This window comes from Paenibacillus sp. JT22N15 (assembly GCF_059383755.1).
Genome location: NZ_JBXENV010000021.1, coordinates 78,937 through 104,975 on the forward strand (window position 1 = coordinate 78,937; position 26,039 = coordinate 104,975).

At 49.3% G+C, this 26,039-nt stretch carries 23 protein-coding genes, 1 rRNA gene and 1 riboswitch; of the genes, 19 read left to right on the forward strand and 5 right to left on the reverse strand.

Annotated features, from left to right (window positions below):
- Nucleotides 1–957 (reverse strand): phosphodiester glycosidase family protein, encoded by a 957-nt coding sequence (locus tag AC50X8_RS29715; RefSeq protein ID WP_056040051.1) that lies wholly within the window; start codon nucleotides 955–957, stop codon nucleotides 1–3.
- A gap of 177 nt (nucleotides 958–1,134) precedes the next feature.
- On the opposite strand from AC50X8_RS29715, the gene AC50X8_RS29720 reads away from it, so the two are divergent.
- A complete protein-coding gene (locus AC50X8_RS29720) occupies nucleotides 1,135–2,967 on the forward strand; it encodes a peptidoglycan D,D-transpeptidase FtsI family protein (protein ID WP_494883157.1) in 1,833 nt (610 codons plus the stop codon).
- A gap of 7 nt (nucleotides 2,968–2,974) precedes the next feature.
- On the opposite strand, the gene ytvI is transcribed toward AC50X8_RS29720, so the two are convergent.
- Nucleotides 2,975–4,120, reverse strand: a complete 1,146-nt coding sequence (gene ytvI, locus AC50X8_RS29725) for a sporulation integral membrane protein YtvI (protein ID WP_056040055.1) — start codon at nucleotides 4,118–4,120, stop codon at nucleotides 2,975–2,977.
- A 166-nt stretch (nucleotides 4,121–4,286) separates the two neighbouring features.
- Here ytvI and AC50X8_RS29730 point away from each other — a divergent pair, with 166 nt between their 5' ends.
- The 3 genes from AC50X8_RS29730 to AC50X8_RS29740 all read left to right on the forward strand — a co-directional run bounded on the left by AC50X8_RS29730 (nucleotide 4,287) and on the right by AC50X8_RS29740 (nucleotide 7,239).
- On the forward strand, nucleotides 4,287–5,684 hold the full coding sequence (locus AC50X8_RS29730) for a polysaccharide deacetylase family protein (protein ID WP_494865671.1): 1,398 nt from the start codon (nucleotides 4,287–4,289) through the stop codon (nucleotides 5,682–5,684).
- 62 nt (nucleotides 5,685–5,746) lie between these two features.
- A complete protein-coding gene (locus tag AC50X8_RS29735; RefSeq protein WP_494883159.1) occupies nucleotides 5,747–6,385 on the forward strand; it encodes an RNA polymerase sigma factor in 639 nt (212 codons plus the stop codon).
- Entirely contained in the window at nucleotides 6,382–7,239 is an 858-nt protein-coding gene (locus AC50X8_RS29740) for an anti-sigma factor domain-containing protein (protein WP_494883161.1), read from the forward strand. Before AC50X8_RS29735 ends, AC50X8_RS29740 begins: the two co-directional genes overlap by 4 nt.
- A gap of 164 nt (nucleotides 7,240–7,403) precedes the next feature.
- On the opposite strand, the gene ilvD is transcribed toward AC50X8_RS29740, so the two are convergent.
- A complete protein-coding gene (ilvD, locus tag AC50X8_RS29745; protein WP_056040057.1) occupies nucleotides 7,404–9,089 on the reverse strand; it encodes a dihydroxy-acid dehydratase in 1,686 nt (561 codons plus the stop codon).
- Between the two features lie 226 nt (nucleotides 9,090–9,315).
- Between ilvD and AC50X8_RS29750 the strand changes: the two genes are divergently transcribed.
- Nucleotides 9,316–9,786, forward strand: a complete 471-nt coding sequence (locus tag AC50X8_RS29750) for a MarR family winged helix-turn-helix transcriptional regulator (protein ID WP_099521220.1) — start codon at nucleotides 9,316–9,318, stop codon at nucleotides 9,784–9,786.
- Between the two features lie 127 nt (nucleotides 9,787–9,913).
- Here the strand turns inward: AC50X8_RS29750 and AC50X8_RS29755 are convergent, their stop codons facing one another.
- On the reverse strand, nucleotides 9,914–11,296 hold the full coding sequence (locus tag AC50X8_RS29755; RefSeq protein WP_056040060.1) for a hypothetical protein: 1,383 nt from the start codon (nucleotides 11,294–11,296) through the stop codon (nucleotides 9,914–9,916).
- Between the two features lie 238 nt (nucleotides 11,297–11,534).
- Here AC50X8_RS29755 and AC50X8_RS29760 point away from each other — a divergent pair, with 238 nt between their 5' ends.
- From AC50X8_RS29760 to AC50X8_RS29790, 7 genes are all read left to right on the forward strand, one after another.
- The gene (locus AC50X8_RS29760; RefSeq protein ID WP_494883164.1) at nucleotides 11,535–12,605 is read left to right on the forward strand and encodes a BMP family lipoprotein; all 1,071 of its coding nucleotides are present in this window, start codon (nucleotides 11,535–11,537) and stop codon (nucleotides 12,603–12,605) included.
- A gap of 171 nt (nucleotides 12,606–12,776) precedes the next feature.
- Entirely contained in the window at nucleotides 12,777–14,264 is a 1,488-nt protein-coding gene (locus AC50X8_RS29765) for an ABC transporter ATP-binding protein (RefSeq protein WP_056040062.1), read from the forward strand.
- A gap of 37 nt (nucleotides 14,265–14,301) precedes the next feature.
- Nucleotides 14,302–15,321: an ABC transporter permease gene (locus AC50X8_RS29770; RefSeq protein WP_494883175.1), complete on the forward strand. Its 1,020-nt coding sequence runs from the start codon at nucleotides 14,302–14,304 to the stop codon at nucleotides 15,319–15,321.
- 1 nt (nucleotide 15,322) lies between these two features.
- Nucleotides 15,323–16,246 (forward strand): ABC transporter permease, encoded by a 924-nt coding sequence (locus AC50X8_RS29775; protein WP_056040066.1) that lies wholly within the window; start codon nucleotides 15,323–15,325, stop codon nucleotides 16,244–16,246.
- A 44-nt stretch (nucleotides 16,247–16,290) separates the two neighbouring features.
- Complete coding sequence (locus AC50X8_RS29780; RefSeq protein ID WP_056040067.1) at nucleotides 16,291–16,962, forward strand: sulfite oxidase-like oxidoreductase; 672 nt, start codon at nucleotides 16,291–16,293, stop codon at nucleotides 16,960–16,962.
- A 1-nt stretch (nucleotide 16,963) separates the two neighbouring features.
- Nucleotides 16,964–17,689 (forward strand): nucleoside phosphorylase, encoded by a 726-nt coding sequence (locus AC50X8_RS29785; RefSeq protein WP_494865661.1) that lies wholly within the window; start codon nucleotides 16,964–16,966, stop codon nucleotides 17,687–17,689.
- Nucleotides 17,690–17,711: 22 nt separating this feature from the next.
- Nucleotides 17,712–18,119, forward strand: a complete 408-nt coding sequence (locus tag AC50X8_RS29790; RefSeq protein ID WP_056040071.1) for a VOC family protein — start codon at nucleotides 17,712–17,714, stop codon at nucleotides 18,117–18,119.
- A gap of 81 nt (nucleotides 18,120–18,200) precedes the next feature.
- Here AC50X8_RS29790 and AC50X8_RS29795 read toward each other — a convergent pair whose 3' ends face one another.
- Entirely contained in the window at nucleotides 18,201–18,995 is a 795-nt protein-coding gene (locus AC50X8_RS29795; RefSeq protein WP_494883166.1) for an AIM24 family protein, read from the reverse strand.
- A 202-nt stretch (nucleotides 18,996–19,197) separates the two neighbouring features.
- A riboswitch (PreQ1 riboswitch) is annotated at nucleotides 19,198–19,241 on the forward strand.
- Between the two features lie 223 nt (nucleotides 19,242–19,464).
- Between AC50X8_RS29795 and queC the strand changes: the two genes are divergently transcribed.
- The 7 genes from queC to AC50X8_RS29830 all read left to right on the forward strand — a co-directional run.
- A complete protein-coding gene (queC, locus tag AC50X8_RS29800) occupies nucleotides 19,465–20,178 on the forward strand; it encodes a 7-cyano-7-deazaguanine synthase QueC (protein ID WP_494883177.1) in 714 nt (237 codons plus the stop codon).
- On the forward strand, nucleotides 20,175–20,660 hold the full coding sequence (locus tag AC50X8_RS29805) for a 6-pyruvoyl trahydropterin synthase family protein (protein ID WP_056040074.1): 486 nt from the start codon (nucleotides 20,175–20,177) through the stop codon (nucleotides 20,658–20,660). The genes queC and AC50X8_RS29805 overlap by 4 nt, the downstream gene beginning before the upstream one ends.
- Nucleotides 20,653–21,390, forward strand: a complete 738-nt coding sequence (queE, locus tag AC50X8_RS29810; RefSeq protein WP_056040076.1) for a 7-carboxy-7-deazaguanine synthase QueE — start codon at nucleotides 20,653–20,655, stop codon at nucleotides 21,388–21,390. The genes AC50X8_RS29805 and queE overlap by 8 nt, the downstream gene beginning before the upstream one ends.
- Before the next feature lie 195 nt (nucleotides 21,391–21,585).
- Nucleotides 21,586–22,083 carry a preQ(1) synthase gene (gene queF, locus AC50X8_RS29815; protein ID WP_056040078.1) on the forward strand — a complete coding sequence of 166 codons (498 nt, stop codon included), beginning with the start codon at nucleotides 21,586–21,588 and terminating at the stop codon, nucleotides 22,081–22,083.
- Between the two features lie 92 nt (nucleotides 22,084–22,175).
- Entirely contained in the window at nucleotides 22,176–22,490 is a 315-nt protein-coding gene (locus AC50X8_RS29820; RefSeq protein ID WP_081418982.1) for a hypothetical protein, read from the forward strand.
- 200 nt (nucleotides 22,491–22,690) lie between these two features.
- The gene (locus AC50X8_RS29825; protein ID WP_494883169.1) at nucleotides 22,691–24,490 is read left to right on the forward strand and encodes a dockerin type I domain-containing protein; all 1,800 of its coding nucleotides are present in this window, start codon (nucleotides 22,691–22,693) and stop codon (nucleotides 24,488–24,490) included.
- A 530-nt stretch (nucleotides 24,491–25,020) separates the two neighbouring features.
- A 16S ribosomal RNA gene (locus AC50X8_RS29830) occupies nucleotides 25,021–26,039 on the forward strand; the annotation flags it as partial.

Here is a 26,039-nt window from a genome sequence, read left to right on the forward strand (position 1 = left end):
TTACTCCTCTCCAATGTAAAGGATGTCGCTGACGCCACGCTCCTGGTTTTTGCCAAGCGGATTATTGACAACTCTGCCCATAAAATACATCGTCGATGAACCGCCGCCATCTAAGTTGTACGCTTCTGTAGCTCCAAGACCCGCCATGACGTCAGCAAGCTCGGTCAGTGTCATTCCGCGGCTGTATCCTTCCTTCCGCCCGTCTACTACGACAAACACATAATGGTTCGGGGCAATCATGCCGATCGCAGTTCTTGGATTCGCATTTTGAATGGAGCGGTTGCCAAAATTGGTATCGATTTTAACATTGCTGAAATCACTAGTGATTTTGCCATCTTGAATCAGGATCGGCCCGAATGACAGCGTATTGATGACACCTTCTGCAAGCAGGTCAGAGGAAGAAGTTTCTGTTTCGTCATAGGTTTGGATCGTTCCGTCATCCAGCAGTGCCAGCGCATCCCGCACCGGTTCATCGCGATATACGGTGCCGTTGCGAATAATAACTCCGTCGTCACGGAAGCCATAATAATCGCCGTTGATTGCAAAAATAGCATGATTGCTGGAAGCGATGACCGATGTATCCTCCACAATATTCGTTCCAAAGCTGTTATCGGCGAATGCGGAGCGCAGACTGCTGGCAGCTTTAACGGTGACATCTGCGACATAATACGTAATCAGGTCTGAGCCAGAGCCGGTCTGCACTTGGTTGATTTTGATTTGGATATCGTCACTGGTGTAATTCCAGTCATCTGAAGTGGCTTGAACATCAGTAGTTGCGGCCGTTTCGTTTGAGCTGGTGGATGCGGCTGTATTGTCTGTTACGACGACTTCAACGTGCTTGATCAAATAACGGTCTGCGAGACCATATGTCAATGAGCCAAGGCCTAAGAGCGTTACGATCGTTGCAATCAGCCATATCCGTTTCTTCTTTTTGGTTGCCTTCTTGTGCGTCTTCATAATAGAAGCATCACCTCTTCTTGTAAGTTCTTGATGGCTATCATACTTGGGCTACCTTAAATGAAACTGAACTATTTTTTTGGCAGCTGGAGCAGGGGCAGAAGGGCTTAAGGAATGGGAGATGCTGATTATGCGTTGGTATTAAGGCCATACTGAAAGGAAAAGGGGGCTGCGGTAATGGTCAGGCGACGTGCAGCAATTGTAGCAATATTTTTAACGGTTATAATGGCAGGTTATTTGATCCGGTTGGCGACGCTGCAATTGGTGCCAAGCGTGGCGCAGCCCGCTGTACAGACAATTGGCCAGCATACCGACTGGAAGCATAAGGCAGCCATTCAGCGGCAGCGAAATTTGGTGCTCGATTCAGGACGCGGCGATTTTATTGATCGTTATGGAAGCGCCATTACAGGGGAAAGCTATTCTGCATTGGCGTTGTTTCCAGTGGAGAGCAAGGCCCGGGGAGATGCGGCAGAGCTGCGCAAGCTGGCGAAGCTATTGCATGTGTCCTACGAACAATTAGTGAAAAAATGGGATACGCTGAAGGGTGCCGATTTTTGGCGGGAGGACGGACAGAAAGCGCCTTTGAGCTTGTCCGCGAGCCAACTGGCTGGACTTTCGCAGCTCCATATTAATGGAGCCAAGGTGCTCCCTTATCACAATCGGTATTTGCCGCAGTTTAATGCCAGACAAGCTATTGGCTTTATAAGCCAGCACCCGGAATGGCTGGAGCAGGCCTATGGGGCGGATCTGGCGTCAGGCAAGCGCAAGCTGACAGATGAAATCGGTGGGGCTGGACTTGAAAAATCGCTGGATACGCTGCTCAGAGGCAACGGACCCACGTCGGTATCTTTTTTTCTCGATGGAAAGCGCCATCCGCTGCAGGGGCTGGGTCTGCGGGTTTTTCAGCCGGATAGCGAATATTATCCACTGAAGGTAAAGACGACGCTGGATTTAAAGCTCCAGCAGCAGCTTGAGCTTTATGCGGATGCAAATGGCTTGAAAGCAGGAGCGATCGTCGTGCTGGATGCGCAAAATGCAGATATCGTCAGCATGGTATCTCGGCCGCAGATGAACCCGCAGCAGCTGGATCGCAATGAGGCAACCGATTGGTCGAATCATGCGCTCCAAGCGGTTGCTCCGGGTTCGATTTTTAAGCTCGTAACGGAAGCGGCGGCGCTTGAGGCTGGTGTTGTCGACGAAAAAGAAGTGTTCACATGCAGCGGGAAGTATGGAAAATATGGTTTAACGTGCTGGAAGCAAGACGGCCACGGAAGCTTGACGCTTGAGGAAGGATTAGCCCAGTCCTGCAACATCGTGTTTGCAACGCTTGCTGAGCGGCTGAGCGGCTATGAGCTGTATCAGACCGCGGCGGCGCTTGGCATTGGTGCACCGGCTGGCTGGCATGCCGAATCAGCATTTGGCCCGTTTGCCGGGCGTTTGCGGCTGCTTGGCGAGGAGGAAGGCGGACAGTTATTTGCTGCGAGCATTTGGCAGCAATTGCAGGACAAGCCTACCCTTGACGTAGACGGGGGCATTATGGCTCAAAGCGGTATCGGCCAACGGGATGTCAGGATGACGCCGCTGCAGGCGGCGAATTTGGTCGTGACGATTTTGCATGGCGGTCAGCGGCTGGAGCCGCGAATCGTGAGTGAAATCCGTTATGCGAACGGGCAGCTGATGGTGGAGCTGAAGCCCCTGCAGGCCAAGCAGGCAGGGACGCAGATACATCCGAGAACCGCAGGCATGCTGCTGGAAGGGATGAAGGCGGTCACTGAGCGTGGAACGGGCCGCTCTATTCGCGATGGTCTATGGCCCGTTGCCGGGAAGTCCGGTACGGCACAGACGCTGCTCAGCGGGAAGGAGCGCGTCCACCAGTGGTTCATCGGCTACGGACCGACAAATACGCCGCGATACGCCGTCGCCGTGCTTGCTGAGAACCGAAGTCCTGGTACAAGCAATCAGGCGACGAAGCTGTTTCGCGGCGTCATGGATATTATAGCGAAGCGGTAAAGCGAATTTAAACGCTTGGAGGAACTGGCGGGCTGCCTGGGCCTCCAGCATCTGGAGGCGGCACCTGGTTGTCGAATTCGCCTTGCGGCGCTCTGATCCAGCGATGGAAGAAGCCTTGGTCATATAAGGTTTTGAGCAAAATAATGAGCACGGGCGATAAGATGACACCAGCAATGCCGAACAGCTTGAGCGAAATAATCATAAACGCCAGCATCGTAAATGCAGATACGCCGAGCGTATCTCCGGTAATTTTTGGCTCCAACAGCTGTCTCGCCAGTACGACGACGAGATACAATACGGACAGCCATACCGCAAGCGAGGTGTGCCCCACGATAAACAAATAAATAACCCAAGGAATGAAGATTGTACCTACGCCAAGCAGCGGCAGCACATCAAAAATAGCGGAGATGACGGCGACGACAAGGGCATTTTTGACACCGAGCAGCAGCAGGGCGATGAAGATGACGAAAAACGTAATCGTAATCATCTTGGTTTGTGCCTTCAGATAGCCGGTAATGCCTTTCAATACATTTTCACGCAAAAAGAAAAAGGCTTTCTTAAACGTTTTTGGCGTTTTATCCGCCGCTGTTTTTTTCCAGTCATTAATTTCAATACTAAGGAAATAAGCTAATATAATACCGACCAGAAAGTTAAACATAAAGCTGGAAAATGAGGAGACGTAGCCAACAGTTCCGGCAAACAGCGTTTTGACCAAATTCGGCACATATTCGGCAGCACCCTGGATGTATTCCGTAATTTGCGTGACGAGCTCAGGCGGGAGGGCCTGAATTTTATTTTGCACCTGTGAAGTGCGAAGCTCCACCTGTTCCTTGAGAATGGTCTCATATTCCGGCAGCTTGTCCAGAAACTCGGAGCCCTGCTTCGAAATAATGTAACCGAGCCCGGAGAAGGCGGAAAGAATAAGAATGGAAAACAATAAAATCGATATGCCTGAAGCGATGGATTTCTTAATGCCGATCTTGTTCAGCCTGCGTGCCAGCGGCTCAATGCACATAAAAATAACAAAGGAGAAAATGATAGGTGTAGCCAATCGATAAAAATGACTAAAGGCAAGCATAATTAAATAAACCGTTAGTGCGATTAGTGCAATGTCGAATGCGGTTCGCCAATATTTTTTATAAAACGGTAGCATAACTGAAAACCTCTCTTTTCCAATTTCGTATATCTCGCTTTGATTGTACTATAATTTTAATTTTGCTGCCTATTTTTTGATGCCTTATGATACAATTAAAGTTATCGTTGTTGGATTATCGCCGATTCCATGCAGCAAAAATTTTAATAACGGTGGGGAAACATATATGGAGAACTTGGTTGTCTGGACTCTTTATTTTTTCTCGTTCTACGCTTTCCTCCCTGCTTTTATCAGTCGTACTTTCGGATTTCGGGTTTTTAAGAAAGGCCTGGTAAAGAAGGAAATTGCCCTTACCTTTGACGATGGCCCGGATGCTGTCTATACGCCAAAGCTGCTCGAGTTGCTGGCTCGCTATGATGCGAAAGCGACTTTTTTCATTGTTGGCGCACATGGCGAAGCGCACCCGGAGCTGTTACGCAAAATACATGAGGAAGGTCATACGCTTGGCATACACAATTTTGTTCATCGAACAAATTGGTTTATGCGGCCAAGGTCCGTCAAGCGTCAGATCGAGCGTACATGCGAAATAATACGAGAGGCAACGGGGAGCCGTTCCAATTATTATCGGCCTCCTTGGGGCATTATCAATGTGTTTGATTTTGCTGGCATTGGACATTTGCAAATTGTATTATGGTCGTCGATGTTCGGCGATTGGAACAAGAGGCTGGGCGCTGAGCGGCTTAAGCGAAAAATGCTAAAGAAGCTCCGCCCTGGCGAAGTGCTGCTGCTCCATGATTGCGGGCAAACGCCTGGAGCCCATCACGAGGCTCCTGCTCATATGCTGGTCGCCCTTGAAGCTTATTTGCAGGAAGGCCGCAAGCAAGGTTTTCGTTTTGTTGCGATTGAAGAAATGATTAAGCTGACAGAACGGGCGAAGGAGCGCCAGCTGTCTTGGTGGAAAAAATCACTTATAACGCTGTGGCTGCAGTATGAGCGAGTATTCCATTTCCTGTTTCAGCTTAAGCAGGTAGGGGAGGATTCACCACCGGCGTTCCATTATCGTACGATTGCTTACAGCGGTCAACCGATTGAGCTTGCAGATGGCCAGCGTTTAAACAAGGGAGACCGCGTTGTGGAGCTGCATTTTGACAACCGCAAGCTGTCTGGCATTGCCGCAGAAGCGGCAACGCCACTTGCCGCTGGAATTCGGATGCTGCGAGAAGTCGAAGCTGCATTGCCTATGCTTGCCAGCCAATTAGCGCATGATCCAGCGGCAGTGGAGGCGAAGGCGCTGTATGGCATTACGATGATTCATCAGGGAGCCGATCGGTTTGGCTTTGAGGTGTTCCCTTTGCCTAACGGTCTATTTGCTCGCACGACCCGAATTTATTTGCGGCTGCTCATGCGCGTGTTGACGAAGAAGCAACGAAATAAGAAAAGCAAACAGCGCAGAAAAGCGCTTGATCCTTGTTTGCTGCTCATGCCAATGAGCAAAATGCAAGCTTATCAAAATATGCATGCAGCACTGCTGCGCGTCAGCTCCGGGCAAGAGGCGAACTTGCATAAGACGCAAACTGCAGCAGTGGATTCTGTTTCTGTGGATGGCAGCACCTCTGCCATATAATTGAGCTCCGGCGTCTGTTTACAGGCAGCCGGAGTTTTCAAATAGAGAAAAAGGTGCGTTTGGTGGACTGCGTTGGTAGGTATAGTAACGACCACTTAATTATAGAGGAGGCTATCCCAGCATGGGGGGAACCGACATCTGATGAATATTTAATTCAACAGATTGCAAGGCAAGATGCATCCGCGCTTGAGCAGTTGTACGATCGTTATGAACGTCCCGTCTATTCATTCGTTTATCGCATGTTGAAGGATGCTATGGCGTCGGAGGAAGTGGTGCAAGAGCTGTTTGTGCGGATATGGAATGCGGCTTCACGGGTTGAAGCCGAGGAGGCATTCGGAAAGATCAGCACCTGGATTTTTGCAATCGCGCGCAACCTTGCAATCGATTGGATTAGAAAGCAAGAAAGACGCCCACAGCAGGTTCAGGGAGAGATGATCCTGGAGCGAACCGTCGATCCGCTTATAACGGAACAGGTCGTTGAGGACCGCATGCTAGGGGAAAAAATGAAAGAAGCCATTGGACAGCTGAATGATGACCAGAAACAGGTTGTTGAATGGATCTATTATATGGGCTATACGCAGCAAGAGGTAGCGGACAAGCATCAAATTCCGCTTGGTACCGTTAAAAGCAGAGTCAGGCTGGCGCTACGCCAGCTTCGCAAACGGTTTGAACATACATGGAAGGAGGGAGTGCGGCAATGATTAAACCTAATGATTCACTTTGTGATGACGTGGAGATGTATGCAATTGGTGGCCTCGATGCAAAAGCAGCACAGCAATTTGAACATCATTTGTCGCATTGCCAGCAATGCAAGAGGACGTTGGAAGAGTTGCAGCCTATAATCACTCGTCTGCCCCTTGCAGTTGATTCGGTAGAACCCCCAGCCGGTATGAAGCAGCGTATTCTGGCTGCTGTGCTGCAATCTGAGCCAGCGACAGACCCTACCCCTTCGCGGGCAACAGCAGTGGTCGCGGAGAATGAACCGTCGCTCGGTCAAACGCAGCAGCATACAGCGGAAACACAGGCACAATTGCGAAAACGTTGGATTGTTCGTGTTATGACCGGTGTCGCGGCTTCGTTTGTTATTCTTTCGGGCTTTTTATTGCAGCAGGTTAACCACCTAAGAAATGAAACGGCTGATTTATCGAGCCAACTGGAGCAGCTGCAGCAGATTGCGGCGGCGGAAAGTCCAACTGCTGCTTCACAGGTGAACGGTGTCGTTTCGCTTAAGCCGGCGGAAGCAGGCATTGTAGCCGAGGGGCGGGCGACGATTAGCGTCGACAGCAAAGGGATGCATTTGATCATTCAGGTTGAGCAGCTGCCTAAGCTTCAAGGCGATGAAGCGTTCCAGGTTTGGCTGCTTAAAGATGGCAAGCCGGTTAATGCGGGAACGTTTCTGCCGAATGAAGGGGTAGGGGCGCTTTATTTTACCTTTAATCCGGATGAATATGATCAAATTGCTATTACGCAGGAGCCGGATGCGAACGGGGTAGAGCCTAGAGGCTCGATGGTGCTTGCAGGAGTTTTGAGCCAAAGCGAGACGTCGAGCTCCTAATTGCAAGCTGGCCAGCTAGAGTAGCTCATTTTAAGCGGCAAATCGGCGTGACCATACAAAAAAAGCATGCTCGTTCGCAGTTAATGCGGATAAGCGTGCTTTTTCGTTATTCATTTATATAAGGGTAAAAAGAAAAGCAGCGCCGAAGCGCTGCTTGCTTTTAACTACATTTTCATTACGCCGCCACGGCTGGCGTTTGTAACGAGGTGGGAATAACGCGCGAGATAACCGCGTTTGATTTTTGGTTCGAAGCCCGGCCATGCAGCACGGCGTTTCTCGAACTCCTCGTCGCTGATCAATACGTTCATGCCACGGTTGTTCATATCCAGCTCAACGATATCGCCGTCTTGTACGAAAGCGATTGGTCCGCCTTCAGCCGCTTCCGGTGAAACGTGGCCGATACTGATGCCGCGGGATGCGCCGGAGAAGCGGCCATCGGTTACGAGACCGACTTTAGCGCCAAGGCCCATGCCAGCGATTTGCGAAGTAGGAGCGAGCATTTCTGGCATGCCAGGGCCGCCTTTAGGTCCTTCATAACGAATGATGACAACATGTCCTTCTTTAACTTTGCCGTTAGCGATGCCAGCAAGAGCTTCATCCTGGGAATCAAAGCAAATAGCAGGACCTTTATGATAGCCGTTAACCGATTTGTCGATCGCGCCGACTTTGATGATTGCGCCGCCTGGAGCAAGGTTGCCGAACAATACAGCAAGTCCGCCACGCTCACTATGCGGATTATCAATGGTTCGAATAACGTCGGTATTTTGAATTTCACAGCCCTCTACGTTTTCGCGCAGCGTCTTGCCCGTTACAGTGATGCAATCGCCATGCAGAGTGCCTTCTTTTTTGAACATTTCATTTAGTACAGCACTAACGCCGCCAGCAAGATGCACATCTTCGATGTGGTAATCGGAAGCCGGAGCGATTTTAGCCAAATGCGGCACACGCTCTGCGATTTCATTGATGCGCTCGATTGGGTAGTCAATGCCTGCTTCATGTGCAAGTGCCAGCGTATGAAGAACGGTATTTGTGGAACCGCCCATTGCCATATCAAGGGCAAAAGCATTATCGATCGTATCTTTCGTTACGATATCGCGAGGCTTGATGCCAAGCTCAATCAGCTTCATCAGTTGAGTAGCCGATTGCTTAACAAATTCCCTGCGCTCAGGTGCTACGGCAAGAATCGTGCCGTTGCCTGGAAGCGCGAGGCCAAGGCCTTCAGCAAGACAGTTCATCGAGTTGGCTGTGAACATGCCTGAGCATGAGCCGCAAGTCGGACAGCCGAACTGTTCAAGCTCCAGCAAGCCCTTATCATCGATGATGCCTGCTTGGTAAGCGCCAACGCCTTCAAAAACGCTGGAGAGCGAGATCGAGCGGCCGTCGGATGTTTTACCTGCTTTCATCGGTCCGCCGCTGACGAACAGCGTCGGGATGTTGACGCGAAGCGCGCCCATCATCATGCCCGGTGTAATTTTGTCGCAGTTTGGAATGCAGACCATGCCGTCGAACCAGTGCGCATTTACAACGGTTTCTACGGAGTCGGCAATAATTTCGCGGCTCGCCAGCGAGTAGCGCATGCCGATGTGTCCCATAGCGATTCCATCATCAACGCCAATCGTGTTGAATTCAAAAGGAACGCCGCCAGCATCGCGAATCGCTTGTTTAACCAGCTTGCCGAATTCCTGCAAATGAACGTGACCAGGTACAATATCAATATAGGAATTACAAACAGCAATAAAGGGCTTGTCGAAATCTTCCTCCGCTACTCCCGCTGCACGCAGCAAACTGCGGTGGGGTGCACGGTCAAATCCTTTTTTTATCATGTCTGAACGCATCTTCTTAGGTGCCATTAAAATTCCCTCCTGTATGAAAAGTCGATACCTTTGAGTTTAACACAGAGGACAAGCATTGGCTAGTAATGTTGATGGACTTATATGCTTTAAACGGCTTCTGGCTTGGCTATCAAGGAAAAACAAGCTATAGTAGTAGGAAAAGTATAATTATCGTGGTTTTCATATGGCTAGAAAAAAATTTTTCATTAGGCCGTGAAGAAATCCAGTATCGTGAGGGATATAGATGAAACAGGAAAATTCGGAAAAAAGAATAAAAAAAATGCGCGAGATGGATGAGGCTTTTCGCCAGCTCAGACGGCTAATCCATGCGGAGTGGAATCGTTTTAATGTGAAAGGGCTGGGCATGACGGATGCAAAGATGGTTTTGCTTTTGTCCGAGCATGGGCCGCAGAAAGCGTCAGTTATGGCGGAATTGCTGCAAATTACGAGCGGTGCGGTCACGGGTATCGCCGATCGTTTAATTAATTTTGGCTATATTGACCGTGAACGCAGCGAAGAGGACCGCCGTATTGTGCTGCTCACCATAACGGATGAAGGACGGCAGTTGGTTGATGGCATTATGCGCGTCCGCGAAGATCTCATGCTCAGGCTGTATGAAGGGTTTTCGCTGGAGGATATGGACATTACGGTGAGCATGTTCACGAGAATGAGTGAAAATTTGGAGCGCAAGCGCGAGGACAGCAGCGACGCTTAAAACCCGCCGAAAGGCTGGGCTGTCACCTGCTTGCAGATCATTTTCAACAACGTTCACATCAAAAAAAGGGATTCGCTTCGTTTTCACGAAGGAATCCCTTTTTATCACTAGAAGATTGGCCTTATGCTTATAGACCTTCGCCATTCAAGTAGTTATGGAATGGCTTGTCTACCCAGAACGTATAGGATTTAATGTTGACAGCTGGATCGAGCTTGCGGAAGCCCTCTACGATATTTTTCGACTGATCATTCAGCGAGAAGGACTGGGCATAATAATAGCCGGTGCCCGTAATTTTATTGTTCGTAATGACCTCGTATTCATCAAGCTTGGTTGAAGAATAGTAAAGAGGCTGGAACCATGAGCCATAAATCAGGCCCGGCTGATCGGCTTTGTCTTTTTTCGCATATTGCAAAATTATAGGCTGGAAGCGGGCTTTATCCGCTGCATTGTTGAATTCAAAGGCGATATCGAATTCCTTCGCATACGTAATATAATTGCCATTCTCGATTTGAACCACTTTATAGTTTTCAGTGTCCTTTGTTGGCGGCTCGCCCCATTCCTTCATGAAGACGTAGGCGGATGTTTTTGGCTCAAGCTGAACTTTGGCGTCAATGCCTTCGCTGCGCAGCAGACCGATAAGCTGGATGACATGCTTGAGGTCGCTGTGTCCATAAGTAAGGGATAGCGATGGCGTGAAGTTGGCGTCAAAACGCGCATCCTTCAAGTTGTAGCCCGTTACCAAATTATTTTTGAGCGCCGTATCTACAATCGTTTGCAGCTCTGGTGCTTGAATAATATTGGACGTTTTGAAAGCATCATTCAATTGGGCGTAAATCGTGCTATCGTTGATGTTTCCGATGAAGTGCTTGTATTCCCCTTTAAAGGAAAGAATTTGCACGATTAGCGTTTCGGCAAGCTGCGGCGTCAGCCCTTTGCCTTTGATTGCATTGTACTGGGAGGCTGGCAGCAAGCCCGTATCTACGGCTGCGGCAAGCTCCTGCGATGCTGCTGTTCCTAGTGAGGAAGCCGGAATGTTCAGCTTCTTCAGACCAGCTGTTATTTTCGCTTGCGGGTATGTATGGGCAAGCTCCTGCAATCCCGCTGCTTTAACCGCGATATACAAAGCGGAAGCTGCTGTCAATTTTTGCTCAGCGTTTACGGTTGTTGAAGTAAGAATGCCTTGTTTATGTAGGGCAGCTGCTGCAGCATAATAAGGGCTGGTCTCAGCCAAATCGGTGAAGGCAGGAAGCTCTTCCGGCTGCTCCAGCTTAAGCGCATCAGCTACCGCTTTAATGAACTGTCCTTTTGTAATCGTGCTGGTGGTGAAAGCTATGCCAAACTTTTCTTTAAGGAACAGCTTGGCTTCTGATGAAGCAGCAGTGGTTGCTGTGCTTGTTGCTGTTGTAGTAGAAGCAGCTGCATAAATAGGAACAGCGGATGATAAAGCAATGGATAGGGCCAGAGAAGCGGACAATAAGGATCTGGTTAGTGCAGGATATTTTGTACTCATAAATTCCCTCCGGTATTGGATAATATTTTCCAAATCATATTAAATGACTCGGAATAGTACGATTATACTAGCATTGTTACAATTTTGTGTCAACATCGTATTTTTATAACTAACTTTCATGAAAATCATGTAGAATAAACAAGAGTTTTGTCGAAAATTCGCTATTGACAAAATCCGATAAGCTTACTAGGATAAAGAGAAAAATACTAGTTATTTTAAGGGAGAGAAACGTACACAGATGAAAAAGACACTGGCGTTAACATTTTCAATATTGATGGTTGTCGTTTTACTGGCGGCTTGCGGCTCGAATGGAACAAACAACAGCAGCACCGGCACAAATACTGGCACGGCTACAAATGCTGGAACAGCAACAGCTTCTCCTGAAAATGCAAAGCAAAAGCGCGTAGCGCTCGTGCTTCCTGAGCAAATCGGCGTTAACCCGTTTTTCGCATCGATGGATGAAGGCTTCAAAAGAGCCGGTGAAGAGTTTAATGTAGAAGTAAAAACGATTGAGTCGACAGACCCTGCAGCATTCGAGCAAAACCTGCGCGCAGCGGTAGCTGACAATTACGATCTGATTATTACAGCAACTTTCCAAGCGGAGGATGCCCTTAATAAAGTAGCTCCAGAAAATCCGGACAAGCCATTCGCGATTATCGATACAGTCGTGGATCAGCCGAACGTACGCAGCGTCGTATTCCGTGAGCAGGAAGCTGCTTACTTGCTAGGCGCAGCTGCTGGCCTCTCCACTAAAACGAATGTAGTTGGCGCAGTAGTAGCAATGGATACACCACTGCTTAAGAAATACACATATGGTTTTGAACAAGGACTTAACAGCACAAACCCAGATGCAAAATTCTTGGTTAACTATGTAGGTAATTTCAACGATTCGGCAAAAGGCAAGGAGCTTGCGTTGCTGCAATATTCCCAAGGCGCAGATTTCGTAGCGGGCATGTCGGCTGTTGGCGATCTTGGCGTATTTGAAGCAGCGAAGGAAAAAGGCTTGTACGCTTCCGGTCAAGATATCGACCGTACGGAGCTTGATCCTGAGCATATCGTCCTTTCCCAATTGAAAGGCACAGATGCAGTAGCCTACGAAACGGTTAAAGCATTTGCAAATGACCAATTCGACTTTACTGCAACTGATTACGGCTTGAAGGAAAAAGGTGTAGGCCTTACATTCGTTACACAAGACAGCAAATCAGCACTTAGCCCATTTGTTGGCGAAGATACGGTAACAAAAGTGAAAGCCATTGCCGATGATATTATTTCAGGCAAAATCGTCGTAGAGCTTCCAGCGGCGAAATAAGAAGATGCACCGGCTGCCAGCGGGCAGCCGGTTTGCTTGTTTTTGAAATATAGGAAAGTATATGATTTCGCCATACTTTCTCTATATTTCTCGGACTGAAACGCCGCGCGCCGTCAAAGGACGGCTTTCGGCCGTTTCACCTTGGTTTATTGTGAGAGGAGAGCTGCCCGCATGCTGCTGCAAATGAATAAGATTACAAAATCCTACGGAGCGCTTAAAGCCAATAGCGAAGTGGATTTTTCGCTGCGTAAAGGGGAAATTCATGCGCTAGTCGGAGAAAATGGCGCTGGAAAAACGACATTGATGCGCATTTTGTACGGCATGGAGACGCCGACTTCAGGCAGCATCGTTGTAGATGGCAAGCAGGTGGCGTTTCATAGTCCATCGGATGCCATCAGCAGTAAAATCGGAATGGTGCATCAGCATTTTATGCTCTTTCCGACGTTCACTATTTCTGAAAATATCGTCATTGGCCGCGAGCCTGCCAAGGCAGCACGCTTTGACCGCAAGCAAGCGGCACTGATAACAGAGCAATTGGGCGCTTCTTATGGCATGCCGGTTGATCCGTGGAAAAAGGTAGAGGATTGCTCGCTAGGCTTGCAGCAGCGTGTAGAAATATTGAAGGTGCTGCATCAGGGAGCAGAAATCATTATTTTGGATGAGCCGACGGCAGTGCTGACTCCTCTTGAGGTCAAGGAGCTGCTGGTTGCGATCAAGCGGCTGGCGGCACAAGGCAAAAGCTTCATTCTGATCAGCCATAAGCTGCAGGAAATTATGGATGTAGCTGACCGCATTACGGTGCTGCGTGACGGCAAGCTTAGCGGTACGGTCAATGTTGCGGATACGAGCATTGAAGAGCTGTCCCGGATGATGGTTGGCCGCGAGCTGCTGGATTTGCAGAAGGAAGCCCCGGCTAGTGGCGAGAAGGTGCTGGAAGCGGTGCAGCTAACGATAAAAGACGAGCATGGGAAGCCGAAGCTTGATCAAGTGAGCCTCAGCGTTCACGCTGGAGAAATTGTGGGCATCGCCGGTATTTCTGGCAATGGGCAATCGGAGCTGCTGCAGGCGATTTCAGGACTTGCCCCTGTCGATTCTGGCAAAACTCTGCTGCGGGGCAAAGATGTTACGGGCGAGTCTGTACGCAGTATTCGTGAGCAAGGGCTTGCTCATATACCAGAGGACCGCTATCAATGGGGCGTGGCGAAGGATGCGACGGTGCTGGAAAATGGCCTTATGGGCCACGCCAGCCGCTATCAGCGCGGAGGCGTATTGCGCGGCGCGGCGATTCGCCAGCTCGTAAGCGGCTGGGTCGAGCGTTTTGGCATCAAGACAGGCTCGATTCATACGAAGGCGCAGTATTTATCGGGAGGCAATTTGCAGAAGCTGATTGTGGCTCGCGAGCTTGCCCAGGAAACACCATTTCTAATTGCAGCGGAGCCTACCCGTGGCGTCGATATCGGCGCGATGGAAATTATTCATGGCGAGCTGTTGAAGCGGCGGGCTGCTGGCGGGGCGATTTTGCTCGTGTCATCTGAGCTGACGGAAATACTAAAGCTGTCCGACCGCGTGCTCGTTATGAATGAAGGCCGAATCGTCGGCGAATTGCCGGGCTTAACGGCTACGGAAGAAGAAATTAGTCTGTTAATGGCGGGAGGATAAACGGGTGGACAAGCTTAAAGGAATACTGGGGGCGTTAATGCAGCCGCTTCTCGCCATCGTTGTCGGTCTCGGAGCGGGCGCCATCGCTATCGCGATTGTTGGCGGTTCTATAACCGAGACATATGCCGAGATGTGGAAGGGCGCTTTCGGCAGTTTTTATTTTTTCACCAATACATTAAGCCGCGCTACACCTATTATGTTGATAGGGCTTGGAGTGGCGCTCGCCTTCCGCGCAGGCTTTTTCAATATGGGCTCCGAAGGACAAATGGTACTCGGCGCGCTAAGCGCCGCAGTGACCGCGATTTATTTGCCGGGGCCAGCTTGGCTTAAGCTTGTCGCAGCGCTGCTGGCCGGCGTCATTTCTGGCGGGCTATGGTCCGCTTTTGCCGGATGGCTGGATGCCCGGTTTCGCATGAACTTATTGATTACGACCTTATTGCTCAATTATATAGCGTCCTTATTTGCCGGCTATGTCGTTTCCTACCCATTGATGGACAGATCCGGCTCCGCAGCAATGGCGCAGACGGTTATGGTAGATAAAAGCGTGTGGCTGCCAAAGCTGTTTCAAGGGATGAGCCTGCATGCAGGGTTTTTGTTTGCGCTCATTGGGGCTATAGCGCTTGCCTGGTTTATGCGCTATATGGTTAAAGGCTATGAAATTCGCATGATGGGCGGAAATCCGTTATTCGCAAGCTATGGCGGCGTTAATCGCGGAAGGCTGATGCTGTACAGCATGTTCGTCAGCGGCGGTTTTGCTGGTCTTGCCGGAGCCGAAGAGGTGCTGGGCACGCAATACCGTTATTTGGATGGCGCACTTACCTCTCCGGGGTATGCCTGGTCAGGTATTATGGCGACGCTGCTAGCCGGATCGAATCCGCTAGGCACGGCGCTCGCTGCCATATTGCTGGCTGCGCTGCAAACTGGCGGCATGGGCGTCGAGCGCAATACCGATGTGCCGCTGGAAGTATCAAGCATTATTCAGGCCGTACTTATTTTGTTTATTTCCGCAAAGTTTACTTATTCGTTCTTTAAGAAAAAGAAGAAGGCGGGGGCTTAAGGTGGATCAGCTGTTTGATGTTTCCCTGTTCGCTTCGACACTCCGCATGATTACGCCGATTTTGCTTGCAGCGCTCGGCGGTGCGTTATGCGCGCGGGTCGGCCTGTTTAACGTCGGTTTGGAAGGGCTCATTCTTATTGGCGCCTTCTCGGCGATTGTCGGCAACCATTTGACGGGCAACGTGTGGCTTGCAGTATTGTTCGCTATCGTCTGCGTGCTCGTGTTCTCCTTATTGCTTGCTTATATGGCCATTCATTTGAAGGCGAACGTCATTGTCGTCGGGATTTCGCTTAACTTTCTCGCGCTGGGGCTGACGACGTTTTCCTTGCGGGCGATTTTTGATGTCAAAGGCGCTTATTACGATAAAAGCATGGTCGGCCTGCCCAAGTGGGATATTCCGCTGATCAAGGATATTCCTTGGGTCGGGGATGTCGTATCCGGCCATTCGCCGCTCGTCTATTTATCGATCGTTCTCGTCGCTTGTTTGCAGTATTATTTATTTAAAACCGTATCCGGCTTCCGCTTGCTTGCCGCGGGACAAAATCCGGTTGCCGCAAGAAGCCTCGGCATCAAGGTGACGCATATCCAATATGGAGCTGTGCTGATGTGCGGCGTTTTATGCGGGCTTGCCGGAGCGCAGCTGTCGCTTGGTCAAGTTACGATGTTTACCGAAGGCATGACGGCTGGCCGCGGCTTTATCGCGTTAGTTGCGACGATGCTCGGTCAGTCTAATCCGCTTGGCGTTGCGGGAGCAAGCTTGTTGTTTGGCTTTATGGATGCGCTCAGCACCCGGCTGCAGGGCTATGCGCTGCCGGTCCATTTTACGATGATGCTGCCATATGTGGTAACGATAATAGCAATGTTTTTCTTCAAGGATAAAAGCTATTTGGCGGAAGCGCGCAAGGCGAACGAAAGCTCGCGCTAGGTTCCTTGCTGCAAGCCGCATAATTGAAGGAGGTTTAAGTGAGCATGATCAGTAAAGCTGAACGTTTGAAAAAAGCGCCGGTTCGGCATATTGAAGTGGCCGCAGAAATCGCCCACCGGGTTCCGCCTGGACAAGCGCTGACGGATCGTTTTCCGATTTTGCATGAGAATGAAGTGCCTGAGTATAATATGGCGGAATGGACGCTGACAATTAGCGGTGCCGTAGAGAAGGAAATGGTGTTTTCCTATGAGCAGCTGATGGCGATGCCGCAAACGACGCAAGTAAACGATATTCATTGCGTGACCCGCTGGTCGAAGCTGGATACGGAGTGGAAAGGCGTCAAATTCAAGGATTTGCTGCCGCTGCTTCGCGTGTTGCCGGAAGCCAAATATGTGATGATTTATGCCGATCAGGATTATGAGACGAACTTGCCGCTTGAAGATTTATTGCGGGAGGATGTGCTGCTCGCTCATAGCTATGATGGCGAGCAGCTGACGCCGAAGCATGGCTGGCCGCTGCGCCTCTTGGTGCCGCATTTGTATTTCTGGAAAAGCGCGAAATGGATTCGCGGCTTTGAATTTATGACGGAAGACCGCCCAGGCTTCTGGGAGCGCAACGGCTTCCACAATTACGCTGATCCGTTCGAGGAGCAGCGTTTCTCGGGAGAAGATATAGACTTGCCTGAAGATGAATGGCATAAAAAGGAGTGGGATTAGCTTGCTGCTGCCGATTTTACAAGTGAATACAGAAGATTTGCCCGCTATTGCTATCGTTTGCGGCGATCCGAAACGCTCGGAGACGATTGCAAGGCATTTGGAAGAAAAGCGCGAGCTGGCATTCAGCCGCGAATACCGCAGCTTCGTCGGAACCTACAAAGGAGTGCGCCTTGCGGTAGTCAGCCATGGTGTAGGCTCGCCGGGAGCGGCGGTATGCTTTGAGGAGCTGATCAAGGGCGGTGTTACGACGCTGATCCGCGTCGGGACAGCGGGCTCTTATTCGGCCGATTATCCGGCCGGCAGCCTAGTTGTCAGCACGGCTGCGGTTCGCGCAGACGGCTTGACGCGGCAGCTGGTGCCGGATGGGTTTCCAGCGGTTGCCGATCATGAAGTAAGCAGCGCCCTTTATGCGGCAGCTGTGGCGGAAGGCGGCATCGTGAAAAAAGGGATTACCGTCACGCTGGATGCTTTCTTTACAGGTGTGGTGGACATTCCGCATAAGCAGTACAAGCAGGCTGGCGCGCTTGCGGTCGAGATGGAAATTGCCGCACTCTACATTATTGCCACGCTGCGCGGGGCACGCGCTGGGGCGATTCTAGCTTTGGACGGCTATGCCGATGCAGATTTGGCCCAAGAATATGATCCGCATACGAACGTTGTAGCGGAAGCAATCGAACGGGAAATCGCTGCTGCTTTGAACGCAGCAGTGAAACTGGCAAGCGCATAAATGGAGAGGGAGTGAAGGAGAAATGGAACAGAAGGTATTTGCCTTTTTGATGTTTTCGGGACAAGCTGACGAGGCGATGAAGCTATATGTTTCCACGTTCGAGGATGCTGACATTGTAAGCGCAAAGTATTATCCGCAAAGCGAGCCTGGCGCTAAGCCTAAGGTGCTGCACGCTATTTTCTCGATAAAAGGCCAGCAGGTGATGTGCATTGACAATCAGCTCAGCGATTCGCATCCCCATGCCTTTACTCCCGCGCTTTCCTTATTCGTAAATTGCGACAGCGAGGCGGAAATCAACGAGGTTTTCGCGAAGCTGGCGGAGGAAGGCAAAGTATTAATGCCATTGTCGCCATCGCCGGTCAGCACGTTGTTCGGCTGGCTGGAGGATAAATATGGCGTATCGTGGCAGTTGAACTTGCCTGCCCGCTAATAGGCGTTCTTAATAGGCGTTCATACGAAAGACCGCGCTCCCTTATGAGGGGAGAGCGGTCTTTTTTGCGTGTATATCGGATTAACGTCGTGCTCCTGCTTGAGGCAGCGGTTTGTAGTCGGTAAGCGGAGCTAGCCATACCAGACCCGTTCCTCTGTATACGTTAACGAGACCTTCCCCCGAAGCAGCGGAGCCTAGAAGTGATTTTCCTGATTTTTCTACAGTGAAATCAAGGGAGCTCGACCACATCAAAGCAAAGTTGCCGTCTACCTTAAGCACATCATTTTGCAGCTCGACGACAACCGCTTCTTCTGAAGGGATCGGCGCTTCTATAGCGAGCACGCCTTTTCCTCTAACGCTTAAATTAAACAGCCCTTCGCCGCCAAGCGCAGCCGAGGAGAGCGTCTTGCGTGCGCTTACGCTTAGTTCGAGGGTCGAGTGGCAGGCTAAAAATAGACCGTCCTCGATGACGATATGGTCGTTGTCCACGTCAATGAGCCACAAATAGCGATAGGTCGGCTCCAGCATAATCGTGCCCGTCCCTTTGTATACCGGTTTGACGGCGGACGTGCCGGTTACTGCGCCAGCGACTAAATTTCGCATTAGTCCACCAACGCCTTTAATGCCGGAATTCATTTCAATATTTCCGATCATATACTGCATAGCACCGGCGCTCATCATAATATCATTGTTGCTGAGCTCAATCATCAGCTGTTTTTTGCGCATATTGCTTTGATTCATAAAATAGTTCGCTTGTGCTTCCATCGCATTCGTGGAGCTGAGATCCTCTTTGTATTCCAAAATGCTGAATCCGCCCATTTGATCTTGAATGAAGACGTTTTTGTTTTCTTTTACATTATTTAATTTAAAAGCCATTGACGTATCTTCCTCCTGTTGCACGCATTATATTGGATGATGAAGGTAAAGTATTTCCAGTCTCCCATATATTCGACAAAAAGCCTCGTTTTCCTTGTTGTAGTCCAATGTCTTCCCTTGTTCAGCGGCCCGAAGCTGTGCTATAGTACGAGAGGTATCAAAATATAAAGTCTGGAGTGAACGCCGAACACGGCGCATCACGACAGGAGAGGTTCGCGAACTCCCTCTATAAAAAACTAAGGAAAATGGAATGGCAAGATGAATTCCGTTTTTTAAAATATAAGAAGGTATAAGTTTCACCTTTATACACTCTTATATTTCATCGCGAAACGGCAGCTTTGCCGCCAGAGGATGGCTTTCAGCCGTTTCACCTTGTTTTATGGGCAAAATGTTCGAAGGATCTCTCTGCATGCTCCGGCTCTAGCCGGCATTGAAGAGAGGAGAATGAAAGATGACAGCAACACAAGAAATGCAAGCAGTACAAGAAGTGACACAAAATCAAACAGCATCAGGCGGACAAGCGGCGAAAAAAGCCGTCGTCGTATTTAGCGGAGGGCAGGACAGCACGACCTGTTTATTTTGGGCGCTTAAGCGTTATGACGTTGTGGAGGCTGTGACGTTCAATTATGGACAGCGCCACAAGCTGGAGCTAGACTCTGCTGCACAAATTGCAGAGGAGCTTGGCGTCAAGCATCATGTGCTGGATATGTCACTGCTTAATCAGCTGGCGCCAAATGCGCTGACGAGGGACGATATTGCCATTGAACAAACAGAAGGCGGCCTGCCGACGACATTCGTAGATGGCCGTAATTTGCTGTTTCTATCGTTCGCAGCGATACTTGCCAAGCAGATTGGCGCACATACGGTCGTAACCGGCGTATGTGAGACGGATTTCAGCGGCTATCCCGATTGCCGCGACATCTTTATTAAATCAACGAATGTGACGCTTAATCTCGCGATGGACTACCCGTTCGTCATTGAGACCCCTCTAATGTGGCTGAATAAAGCGCAAACGTGGCAGCTAGCCGATGAGCTGGGCGCCTTTGATTTCGTCAGAAACAAGACGCTGACCTGCTACAATGGCATCATCGCAGATGGCTGCGGCGAATGCCCGGCATGCAAGCTCAGATCGCAGGGCCTCCGGCAATATTTGTCTTCCCGCAAGGAGGAGATGGCCGAGTGATTCAGCAAATTTACCCTTCTGCAACACATCCCTTCAGCTATGAGCTGAACAAAGACATGCATTTTGCCGCCGCGCACAGCATTCCTAGCGCCGAGGCGGGCAAATGTGCTCAAATTCATGGGCATACGTATTTCGCCAATGTGACGATCGCTGGCGATGAGCTGGATGCTTCCGGCTTTCTTGTTAATTTTGCTCTCATTAAGCGGCTTATTCATGACCGCTTTGACCATACGTATTTAAATGATGACAACGAGCATTTCCATGCGCAAAGCGCGGAGTATTTTCCGACAACGGAAGTCGTTGCGCGCACCATCTATGAAATTACGCAAAATCATTTGGATCAGCTGGCGAACAAGCCGCGCTGTGTTCAAGTGTTTTTGCGCGAAACCCCAACAAGCTACGTCATTTACCGCCCCAAAAAGACGGAGCAGCCGCTAGCGGCTACACAAATTCAAGATAAGGCTGCTGCTCCCGATGCTTAAGCAGGCCGAAGCGCGTATCCCGGTTATGGAAATTTTCGGGCCGACTGTGCAAGGGGAAGGCATGGTTATCGGGCAAAAAACGATGTTTGTCCGCACAGCCGGCTGTGACTACAGCTGCGCTTGGTGCGATTCTGCCTTTACTTGGGACGGCACAGGCAAGGATGAGATCCGCATGCTCACCGCAGCGGAAGTCATGTCGGAGCTGCACGCCGTCGGCGGAGAAGCGTTCTCGCATGTGACGCTGTCCGGCGGCAATCCGGCGCTGCTTCGCCATGCGGGCGAGCTGGTGCAGGGGCTGCATGCCGCAGGCATTCAGGTTGCGCTGGAAACGCAGGGCAGCAAGTGGCAGGACTGGCTGCTCGACATTGACGAGCTGACGTTGTCGCCCAAGCCGCCCAGCTCCGGCATGGTCACCAACTGGGACATGCTGGACCAGATCGTAAGCCGGCTGTCGGAGGCGGCACGCAGCTTTAGCCTGAAGGTCGTCGTATTTGACGACGCTGATTTGGCGTATGCCGCAAGTGTCCACGCGCGGTATCCGGGAGTGCTTTTTTTCGTCCAAGCGGGCAATGATGACCTTGCCGAAGGCGACAATGGCAAGCTGCGCGACAAGCTCGTGGAACGGTATGAATGGCTGATCGAGCGCGTGATGGTGCGCAGCGATATGAATCAGGTGAGGGTGCTGCCGCAGCTGCACGCCTGGGTGTGGGGCAACAAACGGGGCGTTTAGCCAAGCGGAGTAACGCTTTATTTAAATATAGGAAAGGATATGGTCTTTCCATCCATTCTCTATATTTCTACGCGAAACGAAAGCTTTGCCGCCAGAGGATGGCGACAGGCGTTTACGCTTGTTCACTGTGCATAGATAGATGGGTTTATAAATAGAAGGTTTGCAATGAGGGATAAGAGAAGGAGCGAACAACGAATGAGTGGAAGAAAAGAAGAAGAGCTGCAGGGGATTAGCCTGCTTGGTAATCAGGGAACGAATTATACGTTCGAATATTCCCCTGACATTTTGGAGACCTTTGACAACAAGCATCCGTACCGAGATTATTTTGTGAAGTTTAACTGCCCGGAGTTTACGAGCCTTTGCCCGATGACGGGTCAGCCGGATTTTGCCACGATATATATTTCCTATGTTCCCGATGTGTTAATGGTAGAAAGCAAGTCGCTCAAGCTGTACTTATTCAGCTTCCGCAATCACGGAGATTTCCACGAGGACTGTGTGAACATTATTATGAACGATCTGATCAAGCTGATGGACCCCCGCTATATTGAGGTCTGGGGCAAGTTCACGCCGCGCGGCGGCATTTCTATCGACCCTTATTGCAATTATGGGAAGCCGGGCACAAAATACGAGCAAATGGCGGAAAACCGCCTGATGAACCATGACTTATACCCGGAAAAAATAGATAACCGCTAGTAGGGATAGTTGTCTCGCAAGGCTTTAACACAAGCAAGGCCTGACCCATTCTCGGATATTATAGTAGACCATGAGAAAAGGAGATGCCTTGAATGTCTTGCGATCCGTTTTGTCCAACTGTCCGGGTATTTGTTCCGCCTGTAACGGTAGTAAACGACGTCTTTCATCCGCAAATCGTTGAGGTTGTGCATCAAATCAACGTCGTAAACCGCTATCATTGCGTTCCATGTGAAAAACATTTGTACGAATACAAGTATTCCGACGTAGATGCGACTAAAGATTCCTGCCACAAAAGCCGCCGCAGCCGTGGAAGTCGCGGTAGTCGTAGTAGTCGCGGAAGCCGTGGCCACAGCTACATGTTGAAAGCGAAAGCTTCTAAGAAAAGTGTAAAAAAAGCAAAAGGCTAAAAAGCGAGCAGCTTAATATTTTGCATAAGCCGAAAATGCAGAAAAACCCGAATCTTCATAGAAGATGCCGGGTTTTTCTTTTATGAATAAAGGACGAACAGCCTAATATATACATGATTTAGTCTGGAGTAGGGTTTTAAAGGGGGCTATAGGGGCAGTTCATCTATTTAGTCCTACGATATCGCTTTAGGAGGGGTTTCATGCAGCAATCGTTTTACCGTAAAGACGTTAAAAAAAAACAGTTATCCCTATTACTGGTACTTGTGTTTAGTATTTCGCTCCTGTTTCCCGCAGAGGTGATGGGAGCAAAGGCAGAGACGACAGGAAGCTTGCTACCCACAGCGAATAAGGAACGAGCAACATTATCATCCAGCTCTAAGCAAATGGATCTCAGTGAAAAGCAAAATGCTTCCTTGCAGCTAGATCCGGTTTCGGATCTAAACCTTACACCCTATATATTTTCGCCTAATTGGGATTTTAATAAAGATTATGCTGACGTCACTTATAAAATAAATACGGCCTTGTCTTATTTTTCACTAGATGTGTACACAGCTGAAGGTAGTACCTATACATGGAAAGGCAAAATTATGGAGGAGGCAAACGGAACGAGCCCAGGCAGCTATAGAGTAACATTCTCAGGGATGGTAACGAAGGGTTCGGATTACATTGAATTAGGTCAAGGCCACTATGTCATTATTCCACGGATAGGTTTGGAAGAGACAGACTTGCTGATGAATCAGCTTGCGGAATGTATTATTGATTGGAGTGAGCCTGTTTCCGAATTGAATAATCCAGCTATAACAGTAGCAAATGGTCTAGGTACTATACGTGGAAGAGTGATTAGCGATTTGTTGGTTGATATATTGGGCGATTATTCTGGCATTACTGTAGTAGCCATTCCTTATTCTCGCGATGCGAGGTATTCTGGAATCTTTACTGATGATGGGCAATTCAGCATTGAGGTACCTATTCAATACGGAACGAATGGATTTGAAATTGTTATCTACGATGCCGCGTTGAATGGCTTTGAATACCCGAAATATTATGTGGAATATCAAGAAGAGGAAGAGGTGCCTTCACCTGAGATATCTGCTGTTGCTTCTAAATCAAATGTGGTAACGGGGGAAGCTTTTGACGTTTCCATAGATTTTGCACAGGTCAACGATTTATATGCAGCTCAATTCAGCTTGACGTATGACAGCGAGTTGCTTAAAGGAACAGTTGAACCAAGTGTTACACTGACGAATTATCAGGATCAGGAAAATGCGGGCACAGCGCTTATAACGAGTGAGAAAACCATTGACCTCGGAAATGGACATGCGCGAACCGACTATGTAGTATCATTGGCAGGCGATATTAACGGATACAGTGGTGCAGGTACCTTTGCGAAGTTCCATTTTTCAAGCGGTACGGTAGGTGCATTTGATTTTGAACTGTCCAATTTGAGAGCATTAAACAGCTATTCAGAAGCGTTTGTCTATGAAACTGTGACAAATACTACTGTAATAGTAACGAGCGCGCCAGGAGAGCAGAAGCATACCCTTTCTGGCAAGATAGCCGCTGAAGCTTTCGGCAGCGCTGTAGATTACAGCAGCATTTGGTACAATGGCTCAGATGGCGTTCATAAAGTTGTAGTAGAAGCTATTGACACGAATGGCTCTGTTGCAGCCATCTCCGAGGTGCAAGCTAATGGAGGCTACACGCTGCACGTTCCTAAAGGAAAGTATAAAATACGCGTTGTTGTTCCTGGACATATAGCGGTTGAGGCCACTACTCAGGTTAACGGTGATATGACATATAATGTGGGCCCTCTGGAGGCGGGTGATGTAAATGGAAATGGGGAAATAGATTTAGCAGATTTGCAGCTTGCAGCGAAGTATTTCGGCAAATCTAAAGGAAGCGGCTGGCAAAATGTAAAAGCGAGCAGCACTGACATTAACCGCGATAATACAGTTGACCTTCTGGATATTTCATTCATTGTGTTGAATTATAAAATGTAAAATAGCATTTGGAGTAGAAGGGGGCCCTTGCTGCCCTCTTCTCTATTTATATACAAGTCTATACAAAGCTAATTTACTGGAAGCAGCACGTCTTTCAATTTGCGGGCAATAGGATTAAGCAGTTGATTTGGTTAAATTAAAAGCATTAGCAGATTCATTAGATTTTTCTAAATCAAATTTGTATGGAGTGGTTATGATGTCAGTTTAAGAATTAAACAAGACATTGTGTCCTGATTTTATAAGTGCAAGGTAGGCTTCACAAAGATATATTTGAACAAATGTTATAAGATTAAAATCTTTTTTCAAAAAACACTTGCAATAACATAGGAACCCATGGTATATTCTAATTCCGGCCGAGAGATAAACGGTTCGGACAGAGAAACACAGCAAGAGAAATTGTTCTTTGAAAACTGAACAACGAGTGAAACTGCCACATTAACTTAGTTAATGTAAAGCGATACAAAAAAGTAATGAGCAAGTCAAACCAAATGCTCTTTTCCCTTCGATCTTGATCGAAAGAAAAGACATCCTAAATGGAGAGTTTGATCCTGGCTCAGGACGAACGCTGGCGGCGTGCCTAATACATGCAAGTCGAGCGGACTTGATGGAGTGCTTGCACTCCTGATAGTTAGCGGCGGACGGGTGAGTAACACGTAGGTAACCTGCCCGTAAGACTGGGATAACATTCGGAAACGAATGCTAATACCGGATACACAACTTGGTCGCATGATCGGAGTTGGGAAAGACGGAGCAATCTGTCACTTACGGATGGACCTGCGGCGCATTAGCTAGTTGGTGAGGTAACGGCTCACCAAGGCGACGATGCGTAGCCGACCTGAGAGGGTGATCGGCCACACTGGGACTGAGACACGGCCCAGACTCCTACGGGAGGCAGCAGTAGGGAATCTTCCGCAATGGACGAAAGTCTGACGGAGCAACGCCGCGTGAGTGATGAAGGTTTTCGGATCGTAAAGCTCTGTTGCCAGGGAAGAACGCTAAGGAGAGTAACTGCTCTTTAGGTGACGGTACCTGAGAAGAAAGCCCCGGCTAACTACGTGCCAGCAGCCGCGGTAATACGTAGGGGGCAAGCGTTGTCCGGAATTATTGGGCGTAAAGCGCGCGCAGGCGGCCTTGTAAGTCTGTTGTTTCAGGCACAAGCTCAACTTGTGTTCGCAATGGAAACTGCAAAGCTTGAGTGCAGAAGAGGAAAGTGGAATTCCACGTGTAGCGGTGAAATGCGTAGAGATGTGGAGGAACACCAGTGGCGAAGGCGACTTTCTGGGCTGTAACTGACGCTGAGGCGCGAAAGCGTGGGGAGCAAACAGGATTAGATACCCTGGTAGTCCACGCCGTAAACGATGAATGCTAGGTGTTAGGGGTTTCGATACCCTTGGTGCCGAAGTTAACACATTAAGCATTCCGCCTGGGGAGTACGGTCGCAAGACTGAAACTCAAAGGAATTGACGGGGACCCGCACAAGCAGTGGAGTATGTGGTTTAATTCGAAGCAACGCGAAGAACCTTACCAGGTCTTGACATCCCTCTGAATC

What these genes read in the sequence shown, in the direction of transcription:
- ytvI (WP_056040055.1), bottom strand. Translation starts at nt 4,120, where the DNA reads ATGCTACCGTTTTATAAAAAATATTGGCGAACCGCATTCGACATTGCA.
- AC50X8_RS29730 (WP_494865671.1), top strand. Translation starts at nt 4,287, where the DNA reads ATGGAGAACTTGGTTGTCTGGACTCTTTATTTTTTCTCGTTCTACGCT.
- AC50X8_RS29740 (WP_494883161.1), top strand. Translation starts at nt 6,382, where the DNA reads ATGATTAAACCTAATGATTCACTTTGTGATGACGTGGAGATGTATGCA.
- queC (WP_494883177.1), top strand. Translation starts at nt 19,465, where the DNA reads ATGCAAGCAGTACAAGAAGTGACACAAAATCAAACAGCATCAGGCGGA.
- AC50X8_RS29780 (WP_056040067.1), top strand. Translation starts at nt 16,291, where the DNA reads ATGATCAGTAAAGCTGAACGTTTGAAAAAAGCGCCGGTTCGGCATATT.
- AC50X8_RS29715 (WP_056040051.1), bottom strand. Translation starts at nt 957, where the DNA reads ATGAAGACGCACAAGAAGGCAACCAAAAAGAAGAAACGGATATGGCTG.
- queF (WP_056040078.1), top strand. Translation starts at nt 21,586, where the DNA reads ATGAGTGGAAGAAAAGAAGAAGAGCTGCAGGGGATTAGCCTGCTTGGT.
- AC50X8_RS29755 (WP_056040060.1), bottom strand. Translation starts at nt 11,296, where the DNA reads ATGAGTACAAAATATCCTGCACTAACCAGATCCTTATTGTCCGCTTCT.
- queE (WP_056040076.1), top strand. Translation starts at nt 20,653, where the DNA reads ATGCTTAAGCAGGCCGAAGCGCGTATCCCGGTTATGGAAATTTTCGGG.
- AC50X8_RS29765 (WP_056040062.1), top strand. Translation starts at nt 12,777, where the DNA reads ATGCTGCTGCAAATGAATAAGATTACAAAATCCTACGGAGCGCTTAAA.
- AC50X8_RS29760 (WP_494883164.1), top strand. Translation starts at nt 11,535, where the DNA reads ATGAAAAAGACACTGGCGTTAACATTTTCAATATTGATGGTTGTCGTT.
- AC50X8_RS29825 (WP_494883169.1), top strand. Translation starts at nt 22,691, where the DNA reads ATGCAGCAATCGTTTTACCGTAAAGACGTTAAAAAAAAACAGTTATCC.
- AC50X8_RS29770 (WP_494883175.1), top strand. Translation starts at nt 14,302, where the DNA reads ATGCAGCCGCTTCTCGCCATCGTTGTCGGTCTCGGAGCGGGCGCCATC.
- AC50X8_RS29720 (WP_494883157.1), top strand. Translation starts at nt 1,135, where the DNA reads ATGGTCAGGCGACGTGCAGCAATTGTAGCAATATTTTTAACGGTTATA.
- AC50X8_RS29790 (WP_056040071.1), top strand. Translation starts at nt 17,712, where the DNA reads ATGGAACAGAAGGTATTTGCCTTTTTGATGTTTTCGGGACAAGCTGAC.
- AC50X8_RS29820 (WP_081418982.1), top strand. Translation starts at nt 22,176, where the DNA reads ATGTCTTGCGATCCGTTTTGTCCAACTGTCCGGGTATTTGTTCCGCCT.
- AC50X8_RS29750 (WP_099521220.1), top strand. Translation starts at nt 9,316, where the DNA reads ATGAAACAGGAAAATTCGGAAAAAAGAATAAAAAAAATGCGCGAGATG.
- AC50X8_RS29795 (WP_494883166.1), bottom strand. Translation starts at nt 18,995, where the DNA reads ATGGCTTTTAAATTAAATAATGTAAAAGAAAACAAAAACGTCTTCATT.
- ilvD (WP_056040057.1), bottom strand. Translation starts at nt 9,089, where the DNA reads ATGGCACCTAAGAAGATGCGTTCAGACATGATAAAAAAAGGATTTGAC.